Raw genomic sequence first — 13,402 nt, forward strand, 5'->3', positions numbered from 1 at the left:
AGTGGACGTGGGGATCACCGCGGAAGAACCAGACCATGTTCGGGCCTTCGATCTGCCAGACGTCCCAGACGCCGTCTTTGCCGACGTCCTGGTTCTTGAAGAAGGCCATGTGCAGATTGTCGAAGCCACCGGCCTCGATGTACTTCATGGACTCCTCGCGTTCGGACTGGCGGAAGGGCTTCAACAGGTCGGCGATGACTTTTTTGACGAGGTCTTTCTGATCGGCGCTGAGTTCCGTGAGCGGGATGCCTTCGAGTCCCTTGGTCTTGCCGGTGAGCTTCACGGTGTCGTTGCCGTCCTCATCGCGGGATTCGCCAAGGAGGGCGAGGTCGCGCTGCTTGCCGTCGAGCGCCTGAAAGACCTCGTTCGCACGCTTGGCCTGATACCAGTAGGCGTTGCCGGGATGATCGGGCTTCTCATTGAAGCCCTGCGCGGCGTGACCGTAAAAGATGGGACCGCCGAAGGCGACGCCTTTCTCGCTGTCGCCATCGCAGCGCCGGGTGCAGTGGCGGCCGGTGAGGACGAACTCGAACTGGCTCGTGCCGGGCTCGCCAAAGAGCGCGATGGAGGCGCTGCCGAAACCGCCGCTGCTCTTGTTATCCTGGTCAAACTGACGCCAGACCTCGGCTTTGTACTCGTCGCTGTGAAGTTTGTCGAAGATCTCGCGCACCAGTTCCTGCTGGTCCGCCTTGAGCACGTCCTTGATCTTCTGCGGTGTGATGTGCCAGTTGTTATCGACTTTCAGGCGGCGTGGATCGCTCCACGCAAAGCAGAGCGTCTTGCGCTGCGCCTCGTCCATGCTGCCGTAGAGCTGCTGGACGAGCGTTTCAGAGGTTGCGGCCTTGGTTTCGGCGAAGGCCGGGGCGAGGAAGCCAGCGGCGACGGCTTGGGCGCCGCGGGAGATCATATCACGACGAGTCAGGGAGGGGTGGAGCGTGTTCATGGCTGGTTTGTATCAAACGCGGCCCGGTAGGGGAAGTTTTGTTTTCGAGCGAGGTTTGATCGCCGTGAGGCATGGAAGCGATGCTGAAATGGTATTGTCCGCGACGGTACCGATGGCGAGTTTTGTCCGTATCTCTTCAACCATGAAAATGAACAGCGAAAACGAAGTCCTCATCATCGGCGGTGGTCCTGCCGGGACCAGCACGGCCGCCATCCTGGCGGAGCATGGCCACAAGGTGCTGGTGATCGAGCGGGAAAAGTTTCCGCGCTATCACGTCGGCGAATCGTTGATCCCGTTCACCTTTGGACCGCTGGAGCGGCTGGGGCTGATCCCGACGATGAAGAAGTCGCACTTCACGAAGAAGTTCAGCGTGAGTTTTGTGCAGCCGGATGGTCGCCGCTCGCAGCCATTTTACTTCTTCAATCGCTACGACCGCGAAACGGTGGCGCAAACCTGGCAGGTGATGCGGTCGGAATTCGACCAGATGCTGATGGACCACGCACGCAGCAAGGGCGCCGAGGTGCGCGAGGAGACGACGGTGACGCAGCTTCTCAAAGACGACAGCGGCAAGATCATCGGCGTCGAGGTGCAGAACAAGGACGGCACGAAAGAGCATCTGCTCGGCAAGCTCGTCATCGACGCCTCGGGCAAAGAAGCCTTTGCTTCCGTCCGCGAGGGCTGGCGCGTAGGTGATCCTTACCTCAACAAGGTGGCCGTGTGGACCTACTACAAAGGATCGAAACGCGAGACCGGCATCGATGAAGGCGCGACGACGATCGCTTTCGTGCCTGAGAAAGGCTGGTTCTGGCACATCCCGATGCACGACGACATGGTCAGCGTCGGCGTGGTGGCCGAAGGCAAGTATTTGAGCCGCGACGGCGTGAAGGATCCGCAGGCGATGTTTGAGCGCGAGATCGGCGAGAACCAGTGGATCAAAGAGCATCTCTCCGCAGGCACCTGCACCGGTGAATTCTGGATCACCAGTGAATACTCGCGTTACGCGAAGTATGGCGCCTCCCCGGGCCTGCTGCTGGTGGGCGATGCGTACGCCTTCCTCGACCCTGTGTTCAGCAGCGGCGTGCTGCTGGCGCTTAAGAGCGGGGTGATGGCCGCAGATGCCGTGCATGAGGCGCTGCTGGCGAGTGATCTCTCTCCGCAGCGCTTCGAAGGCTACACCAGCACCATGCGCCAGGGCCTGGATAACATGCGCAAGCTCGTGTATGCCTTCTACAACCCGAACTTCTCCTTCAAGGATGTCGTGATGAAGTATCCCGACGCTGGCGGTGAAATCACCGACTGCCTCAGCGGCGACGTGAACAAGGACTACTCGTCGCTCTGGGAGAAGATCCGCGAGTTCGCGCCGATCCCGGACGAGCTGCCCTACGGCGTGCCGATGGCGGCGTGATCACGCCAGCACGTCCTTCACCACCCGTGCCGGTTCGACGCCGGTGAGGCGGAAGTCGAGGCCCTGGCTGCGGAAGGTGAAGCGCTCATGATCGATGCCGAGCTGGTGCATCACGGTCGCGTGCAGGTCGTGCACGTGGACGGGATTCTCAGCGACGTTGTAGCTGAAGTCGTCGGTCGCACCGTAAGTGACACCTGGTTTCACGCCGCCGCCGGCCATCCACATCGTGAAGCAGCGCGGATGATGATCGCGCCCGGCTTCGGGGCTGTCCCATTGGCCTTGGCCCGCGACACCACGTCCGAATTCACCGCCCCAGATGACGAGTGTGTCGTCGAGCAGGCCGCGCTGTTTGAGATCTTTGATCAAAGCGGCACTCGGCTGGTCGGTGTCGCGACAACGCGCGGTGCACCAGCTCGGCAGGCGGCTGTGATGATCCCAATCGGGATGAAAGAGCTGGATGAAGCGCACACCGCGCTCCGCGAGCCGACGCGCGAGGATGCAGTTCGCCGCGTAGCTGCCGGCGCGTCGCGAATCGGGGCCGTACATTTCAAACACATGATCTGGCTCGTCACCGAGGTCCGTGAGTTCCGGCACGCTGGCCTGCATGCGATAGGCCATTTCATACTGGCGGATGCGCGTGGTGATCTCCGGGTCCTGCGACTGCTCAAAGCGCATCTGATTGAGCTCCGCGAGCCCGTCCAGCATGCCGCGACGCAGATGGCGCGGCAGACCTTCGGGGTCGGTGAGATACAGCACGGGATCCTTCGAATTGCGCAGCTTCACACCTTGATAACGCGAAGGCAGGAAGCCGCTGCCCCAGTAGTGATCGTAGAGCGGCTGATCGCTCGGACGCTGCATTTTCGAGATGAGCACGAGATAGTCCGGCAGGTTTTGATTCAAGCTGCCGAGCCCGTAGCTGACCCACGAGCCCATGCTCGGGCGACCCGGAAGCTGATGACCGGTCAAAAACTTCGTCATCGCCGGCGCGTGATTGATTTGATCCGTCGTCATCGACTTGATGAAGCACAGGTCATCCGCCACGCCCTGCAGATGCGGCAGCCACTCGCTGATCGTCGCGCCGCTCTGGCCGCAGCGGGAGAATTTCGTGATGCCCGGAAGGATGAGCTGCTTTTGGTTTGCCGTCATCGTCGTCAGCCGCTGGCCCTGGCGCACCGATTCTGGCAGTTCCTTGCCCGCCCACTGCATCAGGCCCGGTTTGTGATCAAACAGCTCGAGCTGCGATGGTCCTCCCGACTGCGTGAGAAAAATCACGCGCTTCGCCTTCGGCGCAAAGTGCGGCAATCCGGGCAAACCGGACGACTCGCGCTGCCCCATCGCTTGCAGCGCCATCGCGCCGACGGATACGCCGGTGCACTGGCCGAGGAAGCAGCGGCGTGTGGTGTTCAGGGATGATTCACTCATGCGTGATGGCTTCGTCGAGATTGAGCACCAAACTCGCCACCAGCGTGTGCGCGGCGAGTTCGGGCGTGGTTTGAAGTTTGCGGGCGTCTTCGGGGTGCGTTCGGTAATGGGCCAACGCGCGGTCGAGTTCACGTTGGAGGACGGAGAGCTCTTTGTCGGTCGCGTTTCGGGTCAAAACGGCCTGGTAGAGCAGTTGTAGTCGATCTTCGGCCTTCGCGGCCAGCATGCGCTTCGCGAGAGCTCGGGAGGCTTCCATCATCGTCTCATCGTTGAGCAGCGTCAGCGCCTGCAACGGCGTGTTCGTGCGCGTCATGGCGACTTCGCACACGCGACGTTGTGCGCTGTCGAACAGGAAGGTCGGCGCGATGCTGCGACGCCAGAACGCATACAGAGTGCGCCGATGCTGCGCGGCGCCCTGGCTCGGCTGATAGGTGAAGCGGCCCATGAAGATCTCCTCCCACACGCCTTCCGGTTGGTGCGGTCGCACCGGCGGCCCGCCGAGCGCAGGATTCAGCAGGCCGGACGAAGCGAGCGCCGCATCACGAATCATCCACGCAGGCAGGCGGAAGCGCGGACCGCGTGACAGCAGCAGGTTCGATGGATCGGTCTGATCTTTCAGATCGGACGACTGCTGATACGTCTCGCTGGTCACTATGGTCTTGATGAGGTGCTTCACGTTCCAGCCATGGTCCATGAAATCGACGGCGAGCCAGTCGAGCAGCTCAGGATGCGTCGGACGCTGGCCTTGCAGGCCGAAATCATCGGGCGTGCGAACGAGGCCTGCACCGAAGAACATCTGCCAGACGTGATTCACGAACACGCGGGCTGTGAGCGGGTTGTCCTTCGACGTGATCCATTTCGCGAGGCCCAAGCGATCACGCGATACACCTTTCGGCCATGGCGCGATGGCGGCGGGTACATCGCGCTGCACGACATCGCCTTTTTTGTCCCATACGCCGCGAACGAGCACATGCGTGTCGCGCGGTTGCTTGCGTTCGGCCAGCACCATGACGTTGAGTTTGCCCGCGGCGGCGGTGAACTCCTTCAAATCGCCGCTGGCACGATCCAATGAAGCCTTTGCGACCTGATACGGCGCATGATCCTCCAAAAACTGCGCGAAGAGCCGGTCGCGCTCGACCTTGCCGGCGCCGAGTTGTTCGAGCGGCGCAGGACCGAGTTCGCGCACGGCGGGGCCGCGTTGATCTGTCGCGGAGAGGCGGAAGCTGGCGATGTTGGAATCACCGTCGGTGGAACGCTGCAAAAGCTCAAAGATCAGTTCTTCATCGTTCTCGAGCACGAGTGGCTCGGCGAGTTCGTAGAGCGCGGTGTGCGGCTGATCCTTGGGATAGCCCTTCGTCGTCCAGCCATTGCGCGGGTCGTCATCGAGCGTTCCTTTGACATCGCCATACTGGCGGACTTTGCCTTCGACTTTCGTGTCCGAAACAGCGTTGCGGACCGCGATGTCGCGGATCTGCGTGCTGCCTTTCCGGCGCACCTGCACCTTGATGTCGGTGAGAATGAACTCGCCGGTCTTGCCACGCGACAGCACGCCGTTTTGGGGCAGCACTTCGAGCCTCAATCCGGCGATGCGCGGCAGTTTGACGGGTGCGATGAGGCGGTAGTCATCCTGCTTCGGATTCGGCCCACTGGCGATGACGATGCCGTCTTTGCCCTGCGCGAGTTTCGTGCCCTCCTGCGACTCGACGCTGCCATGCACGAGATGCCACGCTTTAAAACCGCTCTTCACCTTGGTTTGTTGATCCGCGAGCCACTTCGCGAAGGGCTTCTCGGCATCGAGCTTCGCCTTCGCTTCGACGGGCTTGCGCTGATCAACGAGCTTCTGCGCTTCGGCGACGGCGCGTTTGGCGTGTGGTGACTGGTAGCTGAAATACGGTGTCGCCTTCGTGCCTGCCGCGCCGTCTTCGTCGATGCTGTTGAAGAAGGCGTTGAGGCTGTAGTAATCGTGCTGCGTGATGGGATCGAACTTGTGCGAATGGCATTGCGTGCAACCGAGCGTGAGGCCCATCCAGACCGTGCCCATCGTGTTCACGCGGTCGATCACGTAGTCGATGCGCGACTCCTCCTTTTCGCGTCCGCCTTCACCGTTGGTCATGTGGTTGCGGTGGAAGCAGGTGGCAATTTTCTGCTCCGGTGTGGCATTTGGAAGCAGGTCGCTCGCGAACTGCTCGAGTGTGAACTGGTCGAAGGGTTTGTTCGCGTTGAAGGACTCCACGACGTAGTCGCGCCAGGGCCAGTTCGTGCGCGTGGCATCGGACTGGAAGCCGTCGGTATCCGAATAGCGTGCGGCATCCAGCCACCACATCGCCATGCGCTCGCCGAAGTGCGGGGATTTCAGGAGCTTGTCGATGTAGTCGGACAGGTCGGACTTGTTTGACGAGTCGGACGGAGGGAGACCGTTGAGGTCAAAGGACAGCCTGCGCCGCAGCGTGTGCTCCGGTGCCTTCGGCGAAAGCGTGAGGCCTTCCTTCGCGAGGCGCTCTTTGACGAAAAAGTCCACCGGATGGCCTTCGACGGGGCGCTTCACGGGTTTTTCGAAGGACCAGTGTTTCCCCCATTTCGCGCCTTCGGCGATCCAGCGCTTGAGCGTGGCGATTTGTTCCCCACCGAGTTTCGGTTTGTGCGACTTCGGCGGCGGCATGATTTCGTCCGGATCATCGGTGGTGATACGCGTGATGAAATCGCCCGACTTGAGCACCTCGCGAGCACCAGATTCGGTGTCGAGCCGCAGATCGGCCTTGCGGTGACCCTCGTCCTGCCCGTGACAGCTCAGACAGTTGTCAGAAAGCACGGGCAGCACCTCAAGACTGAAGCTCACCGGCTCCGCATGAGCGGACAGGGAGAGCAGCGTAAGAAGCAGCAGGGATTTCGACATGCGGAGCACCATGACACACCAACGCACCATGAACATGCAAGGTGCATGCATCGGCTATGGACAATCCTGAGATTTGGCCCGTCGCAGCTTCCCGTGGAGGCGTAAACCACTGCCATGCCCCGTGTTTCCCGTCTCATCCTCATCCTTGGCGACCAGCTCGACCTGAAGTCAGCGGCGCTGGAGGATTTTGATGTGCAGACCGATGCGATCTGGATGGCCGAAGTGGCGGAGGAATCGACCAAGGTCTGGAGTACCAAACCGCGCATCGCGATGTTCCTCACAGCGATGCGGCATTTTCGCGAAACGCTGAGCGAACGAGGATGGCAGGTGATTTATCACGAGATGGGCACGCATCCGACATTCGCGGAAGCTCTGGCGGCGAGCGTGAAGGAGTTGAAGCCGCAGAACCTCGTGATGGTTCATGCGGGAGAGTGGAGCGTTCAGCGAGAGATCGAAAAGGAAGCGGCGATGTTGAAACTGCCGCTCGAAGTGCGCGAGGACCGGCATTTTCTATGCACGACGGCGGACTTCGCGAAGCATGCGGAAGGGCGCAAGCAGCTGCGGATGGAGTTTTTCTACCGCGAGATGCGGCAGAGAACCGGAGTGCTGATGGAGAAGGGCAAGCCGGTGGGCGGGCAGTGGAACTTCGATCACGACAATCGCGGATCATTCGGCAAAGAAGGGCCTGGATTGCGCGTGGCGCCGCGTCGGTTCAAGCCGGATGCGATCACGCAGGAGGTGATCGCGATGGTGAACAAACGTTTCGCGGAGCATCCGGGCACGCTGGATGACTTCGACTGGCCGGTGAAGGCAGATGAGGCGCGGCTGGCGCTTGCGGATTTTATTGAGCACCGGTTGGCAGAGTTCGGCCAGTATCAGGACGCGATGTGGACGAATGAGCCGTGGCTTTACCATTCGCGGCTCAGTGCAGCGATGAACCTGAAGCTGCTCGACCCGCGTGAAGTGATCGCAGCAGCCGAAAAGGAGTGGCGTGATGGCAAAGCACCGCTCGCGGCGGTGGAGGGTTTCATCCGGCAGATTCTCGGCTGGCGCGAGTATGTGCGCGGCATCTACTGGCGCTTCATGCCCGACTACGTCGGGCGCAACGCGATGCAAGCGCACGAACCGCTGCCGGAGTTCTACTGGACCGGCGAGACGGACATGGCCTGCATGCGCGACGCGATCACGCAGACGTTGCGCTACGGCTACGCGCATCACATTCAGCGGCTGATGGTCACGGGCCTGTTTGCGTTGCTGTTCGGCGTGGATCCGCGGCGCGTGCACGAGTGGTATCTGGCCGTGTATATCGATGCCGTCGAGTGGGTGGAGCTGCCGAACACGCTGGGCATGTCGCAGTATGGCGACGGCGGCGTGATGGCGAGCAAGCCATATGTGGCCAGCGGCAAATACATCCAGCGCATGAGCAACTGCTGCGCGGGATGTCGCTATGAACCGGCGCAGAGCACGGGACCAAAGGCCTGCCCGTTCACCACGCTGTATTGGGACTACCTGCTGCAGCACGAGCCCAAGCTGAAGACCAATCAGCGCATGAGCATGCAGGTGCGAAATCTGGCGCGGCTGGATGAATCTAAGCGATCCGCCATTCAAAAGCAGGCAAAGGCCCTCCGGAAGACGTATTCGAAGGCATCATGAGCGACTCTTCCTCGAAAATGCGCAATGGCCTCGCCCTTGCCGGCTTCATCGTCGTCACCTTTTGCGCACCCGCGTTGAGCATCGGCGTCGGGATGCCGGGCGCATGGTATGCGGCGCTGAGCAAACCCACGTGGAATCCGCCCTCGTGGATCTTCGGTCCGGCGTGGACGTTGCTGTACACGCTGATGGCCGTCGCAGCGTGGCTGGTGTGGAAGCGCGTTGGATTCTCACGTCCGCTGGCGCTCTACTTCGTGCAACTCGCCCTGAACGCAGCATGGACGCCGCTGTTTTTCGGCGCGCATGCGATGGGCTGGGCGCTGATCGAGATCGTGGCGCTGTGGATCGCGATTTTGATGACGCTGCTGAGCTTTCGACGCGTAAAGACGACGGCTGGATGGTTGTTCGTGCCGTATCTGGCCTGGGTCACGTTTGCGACCTGTTTGAACCTCACGCTTTGGAGATTGAATCCCTCATGAATCAAAAGAACTGGCTGATCACTGGATGCTCGAGCGGCTTTGGCCGGGCGATTGCGGAGTCTGCCATCGCCGCAGGACAGCGGGTGATCGCCACGGCACGTGACGTGCGCAGCATTGCTGATTTGGAGAAGGCGGGAAGCTGCGAGGTGATGACGCTCGACATCACGGATGCGGAGAATGTGCGCGAGGTCATCGCCGCCGCAGGCCATCTCGAAGTGATCGTGAACAACGCGGGCTATGGGCTGATCGGCGCGGTGGAGGAATGCAGCGACGAACAGATTCGCCGCAACGTGGAGACGAATTTCTTCGGGCCGCTGAATGTGATTCGCGCAGCGCTTCCGGGGCTGCGCGCGCAGAAGAGCGGGCACATCGTGAACATCAGCGCGGCGGCAGCGATCTCGAATTACGCGGGCTTCGGCATTTACGGCGGTGCCAAGGCGGCGCTGGAGCTGATGAGCGAGAGTTTGCGGCTGGAACTTGCTCCGCTGGGCATCCGGGTGACGCTGGTGCAGCCTGGTCCATTTCGGACTGACTTTATCGCACGCGGTTTGGAGAAGGCGGCGTCAGCGATCGACGACTATCAAGCAAGCGCGGGCAAGTTTGCGCGGTTTCTCGACTCGATGAACGCGAAGCAGCCCGGTGATCCGGCGAAAGCTGCGGCAGCCATCGTGAAGATGGTGCTCGATGGCGAAGCGCCGCTGCATCTGCCGCTCGGGAAGTATGTGGTGAAGAAGATGCGCGACAAGGCGGCAGCGTTGACGCGTGAGGCGGAGAAGTGGGAGGCGGTTGCCTCAGGAACGGATTTCAACGCATGATGACATGCGCGGTGTGAAGAAACAGCATCTGCCGCAGAAGATCTGCGCCGCCTGTGGTCGGCCGTTCACGTGGCGAAAGAAGTGGGAGCATGACTGGGAGAACGTTCGTTTTTGCAGCGATGCGTGCCGAAGGAGGAAGACGAGATGAACGAGGCAACATGCATTCGTGAAATGCTGATGCAGATCGCCCGAGGACGACGCGACGGCTGCACCTTTTGTCCGTCCGAAGTGGCGCGGCGACTCAGCAAGGACTGGCGGCCACTGATGTCACAGGTGCGGGAAGTTGCGGCGGAACTGGTAGGACAAGGAGAGCTGGTATGCACGCAGCGCGGCGAACCTGCGCATCCGCTTCAAACCAAAGGGGCAATCCGGCTGGCGGAGGTGCGAACAGAGTGCTCCAAAACTCAGGCGTGAGGCGTAAACCAAGGACATGGCCGTTCACACCCTGCACACAAAACAAATCATCCGGGCGACGCAGGCGGAGGCATGGGCGTTTTTCTCGAATCCTCACAATCTGGCCAAGATCACGCCACTGAAGCTGGGTTTTGAAATCCTGACTCCGGACCTGCCCGAGAAGATGTGCGAGGGAATGATGATTGCTTATCGCGTGCGGCCGCTGCTGGGAATTCCGATGACGTGGCTGTCGGAGATCACGCTGGTGGAGGAGGGGAAGCGCTTCATCGACGAGCAGCGCGTGGGTCCGTATGCGGTGTGGCATCACGAGCATGCGTTTCATGATCTGGGCGATGGGCGCATCGAGATGGAGGACAAGGCGACGTATGTGCTGCCCTTCGCCCCGCTGGGCGATCTGGCGCATTCGATTCTCGTGAAGCCGGAATTGGACCGCATCTTTACGTATCGAGAGAAAGCGGTGAGGGAGTTGTTCCCGGATTGAGCGGAGCGTGCCTCAGCGTGAAACTCGGCATTGCGGCATCTGCTTCTGAAACTCTGCGGCGGCTTCGAGCGTGACGGCGGTGCCGGTGATATTGAGGGTGGTGAGTTTCTTGAGTGACCTGAGCTTCGCGAGACCCACGTCGGTCAGCTTAGTGCCCTGAACATCCAAGAAGCTGAGATTGGGTATGCCCGCGATGGCGGAGGCTCCCTCGTCGTCGAGGGAAGTGCCGCTGAGCGTGAGCGTAGCGAGGGTTTTGAGGCTGGTGAGCGCCGCGAAACCCGCGGGGGTGATTTTCGGGGAGGAGGTGCGAAGCGCCTGCAGCTTTTTGAAGGTGCTGATGGCCCTCAGGCCCTCATCTGTGATTCCGCAGCCGAGGGTTTCGAGATTGGTGATCGATCCGGCGCCCCCAATTTTGTCCAAACCTCTGCCGGTGAAGCTTTCGGCGTATTGGATGGCGAGATAGTCGAGTTTTTTGAGGCCGGCGATGTGGGCAAGCACTTCGTCGGTGAGCGCGTAGGCAGCCTCGATGTTCAGGTTGGCAAGCTCGCTGTTGTTGGCGAGGAAGGCGAAGGCAGAATCACTGAGGCCATTGTGCATTGGGCGGAAATGAGCACGCTGCAGATCTCGCAGGCCATTGAGGGCGGCAAAGTCCGCACTCTTGGCAGGAGGCAGGACGGAGCCGAGGCGTTCAAAGTTGAGTTCGATGATGTCGAAGCGTCCGGAGGGTATTTCCGCCTGCTTGGCGACGGGTATGTTGACGCCGTTTTTGAGGGCGGTGAAGAACCCGCCGTTGTTGACGAGGTATTCGGCAGCGGTGCGCCAGGAACTCCCGCCGCCCGCAGGAGGTCTCGGGGCTGGAGCGAGCGTGGTTTTGGATGTGCTGGCAGCGGGTGCATTCGCAGCTGCCACGGCGGTCACGGGTTTCTGCGCAGCGATTTCGTCACGGAGCGCTTGGATGCGGACAGCGGTGTTCGTATTGCCCGCCTTGGTCAATTCGGCGACGTAGCCGTCGATGGCCTTCAAATAAAGATCGTAGAGGGGTGCGGCCTTGGCATCGCGCTCGGCGGTGATTTTGTCCAAGGCACCGCGGTAGGTGTCGCGAAGGGATTTGAGGGATGCGGGTGTTTCCGCCGCGTCTTCCGCAGGAACAACCCCGCCTTTCTCAATGAGCGCCTTTTCCGCGTCGAACATCGTCACCTCCAAGAGGCTGCCTTTGGCCTGGGCGGCAGATCGAGCGCGGGCAATGCCGTTGGCGACGTAGCTTTGGTTGAGCCTGGCAATGGCTGCGAGGAAAGGCTTCTCAGCATCGGCCTGATAGCGTGTCTGGAAACCTGCCTCGAACTGGGCGAGGCGGGAGTCGGAGGCTATCAGTGCGTCCTTGTCCTTCTTGTCCATCCTCGAGGGATCGTGAGGACGGAAGCCGATGCGGTGAAAGGTGACGTCCGACTGGTGGCTGGCGATGCCGAGATTCGCGGTGTTGCGCAGGGCGAATTGTCCATCCGGCGTGAGCCGCTTGAGATCACCGTTGAAAACCAGCGTCTCTTTTTCATCCAGCACCAGGCGCACGGAATCTTTGCGGACCTGCACGAGCGACCGGTATCGGCGGCCTTGAGCCAGCTTTGCATCAGGCGCGTAGGCTTCTTTTCGGTCGATGGGCTGCTGACCGTCCAGCATTGGACCAAAGTGGCAGTTATTAAGTGTGAGCCGCGCGATGAACCAGTGACCACCAGGCAGGGTCAGGATGTGCGCCACATCCGGTTCGCCGCTGTGCACGGTGAAGTCCATCTCGAAGTCATATTGCTCCGACGGGACTTGGTTCAGGTCGAACGGCAGGACGCCAGGCTGCGCCTTGACGACGAGTCCGTCAGGCCCCTTCTGCCACTGGCCGGTGACGGCACCTTGGGCGGGGTCCGCCTTTGCCAGGAGATCTGTCCAACCGGGTGGCAGCGGGTCAGCCGGAGGAGGGGCGACTGGCGGCGCTGGCGAAGGTGTCGCAGGAACGACTGCCGGCATTGTGGGCGCGGTGCTGGCGACTGCTGCAGACACAGGCGGAGTGCCTCCATCGTCCCATTCGATAATGCAAGAACCCTTCCTGTTAGGGTTGGTCAGATCATCCCAGCCACCCCTGGTCAGGGCAAGCAGGGTCTCAGTTCCATTGGGCGGGGTGCCCCAAGCGGTGAATTCGAAGGGCTCGCCCGTGATCCACCGCCATGTCCCCGTGCTCCTGTCGAGAGTAGCACCAAGATAAGCAAAACCACCCGCAGCGCGGAGCTTCATGCCGAAGGTCTGCAACAGCCACTCGTGCTCCTCCTTTGTGGTGACGGTCGCGAGATGTCCGCCTTCACGCTCGGCGTGTGCCTTTGCATCTTTCCAGTTCAAATGCTCCTCGACGAGCAGGTAGCGGTGACCGCCGAACGTGTGGACTGCTGCTGACTTCAAGTCTGATGGCGGGGGTGAGGGCTGTGTTACAGGCATTTCCGGCTTGGGAGCCGGTTTGACGGATGCGACCGCAGGTGCTGGCGGCGTTGGGGAGGGAACGAGTATGTTTTCGGGGCGTTTGGGTGCTGCTGGCGTTGACGGAGATGCCGCATTGTCCTTTGGCGTCGATGTTTTCGATCCATCGTCCGTTAGCATGACATACAAGCCTGCGACGAGGGCCACGCTGGCTGCGAGGCCGAGAATCGGGCCGAGGCTGGATGTTTTTTTTGCCGGTGGGGCTTTTGCGTGGCCGCCTTTGGCGGCTTCGTGCTGCTTCTGCGCCTGGGTGGCGCGTGCGGTGGCCTCTGCCGCCGCCTGCTGCTGGGCGATGAGGGCTGCTCGCGGCAGCGTCAGAATCGTGTCCAGATCGCGGCGAAGGTCGGTGGCACTCTGATAGCGCACTTCGCGGTCCGTCTGCATCG

At 61.2% G+C, this 13,402-nt stretch carries 11 protein-coding genes; 7 read left to right on the forward strand and 4 right to left on the reverse strand.

The window, feature by feature from the left end; all coding sequences use genetic code 11:
* A partial coding sequence (locus KDL09_RS24360; RefSeq protein ID WP_294391262.1) for a DUF3500 domain-containing protein occupies positions 1-943 on the reverse strand: 943 nt, incomplete at its 3' end.
* Between the two features lie 142 nt (positions 944-1,085).
* Between KDL09_RS24360 and KDL09_RS24365 the strand changes: the two genes are divergently transcribed.
* Positions 1,086-2,348, forward strand: coding sequence for an NAD(P)/FAD-dependent oxidoreductase (locus tag KDL09_RS24365; protein WP_294391263.1), 1,263 nt, complete (start codon positions 1,086-1,088; stop codon positions 2,346-2,348).
* Here KDL09_RS24365 and KDL09_RS24370 read toward each other — a convergent pair whose 3' ends face one another.
* Positions 2,349-3,770, reverse strand: a complete 1,422-nt coding sequence (locus KDL09_RS24370) for a DUF1501 domain-containing protein (protein WP_294391265.1) — start codon at positions 3,768-3,770, stop codon at positions 2,349-2,351. It abuts the gene before it with no gap.
* Positions 3,763-6,663, reverse strand: a complete 2,901-nt coding sequence (locus KDL09_RS24375) for a PSD1 and planctomycete cytochrome C domain-containing protein (protein ID WP_294391268.1) — start codon at positions 6,661-6,663, stop codon at positions 3,763-3,765. Before KDL09_RS24375 ends, KDL09_RS24370 begins: the two co-directional genes overlap by 8 nt.
* 114 nt (positions 6,664-6,777) lie before the next feature.
* Here KDL09_RS24375 and KDL09_RS24380 point away from each other — a divergent pair, with 114 nt between their 5' ends.
* From KDL09_RS24380 to KDL09_RS24395, 6 genes are read left to right on the forward strand one after another with little or no spacing between them, the layout of a single operon-like run.
* Positions 6,778-8,316, forward strand: a complete 1,539-nt coding sequence (locus KDL09_RS24380; protein WP_294391271.1) for a cryptochrome/photolyase family protein — start codon at positions 6,778-6,780, stop codon at positions 8,314-8,316.
* Positions 8,313-8,792, forward strand: a complete 480-nt coding sequence (locus tag KDL09_RS24385; protein WP_294391274.1) for a TspO/MBR family protein — start codon at positions 8,313-8,315, stop codon at positions 8,790-8,792. Before KDL09_RS24380 ends, KDL09_RS24385 begins: the two co-directional genes overlap by 4 nt.
* Positions 8,789-9,607 carry an SDR family NAD(P)-dependent oxidoreductase gene (locus KDL09_RS24390; protein WP_294391276.1) on the forward strand — a complete coding sequence of 273 codons (819 nt, stop codon included), beginning with the start codon at positions 8,789-8,791 and terminating at the stop codon, positions 9,605-9,607. Before KDL09_RS24385 ends, KDL09_RS24390 begins: the two co-directional genes overlap by 4 nt.
* Before the next feature lie 4 nt (positions 9,608-9,611).
* Positions 9,612-9,755, forward strand: coding sequence for a DUF2256 domain-containing protein (locus KDL09_RS25190; protein ID WP_345781108.1), 144 nt, complete (start codon positions 9,612-9,614; stop codon positions 9,753-9,755).
* Positions 9,756-9,778: 23 nt separating this feature from the next.
* Complete coding sequence (locus tag KDL09_RS25195) at positions 9,779-10,021, forward strand: DUF3253 domain-containing protein (RefSeq protein WP_345781109.1); 243 nt, start codon at positions 9,779-9,781, stop codon at positions 10,019-10,021.
* A 16-nt stretch (positions 10,022-10,037) separates the two neighbouring features.
* Positions 10,038-10,502, forward strand: a complete 465-nt coding sequence (locus KDL09_RS24395; RefSeq protein WP_294391279.1) for an SRPBCC family protein — start codon at positions 10,038-10,040, stop codon at positions 10,500-10,502.
* A 12-nt stretch (positions 10,503-10,514) separates the two neighbouring features.
* On the opposite strand, the gene KDL09_RS24400 is transcribed toward KDL09_RS24395, so the two are convergent.
* A partial coding sequence (locus tag KDL09_RS24400; protein ID WP_294391281.1) for a lectin-like protein occupies positions 10,515-13,402 on the reverse strand: 2,888 nt, incomplete at its 5' end.

The sequence above is a fragment of the Prosthecobacter sp. genome, assembly GCF_020439865.1.
GTDB lineage: Bacteria > Verrucomicrobiota > Verrucomicrobiia > Verrucomicrobiales > Verrucomicrobiaceae > Prosthecobacter.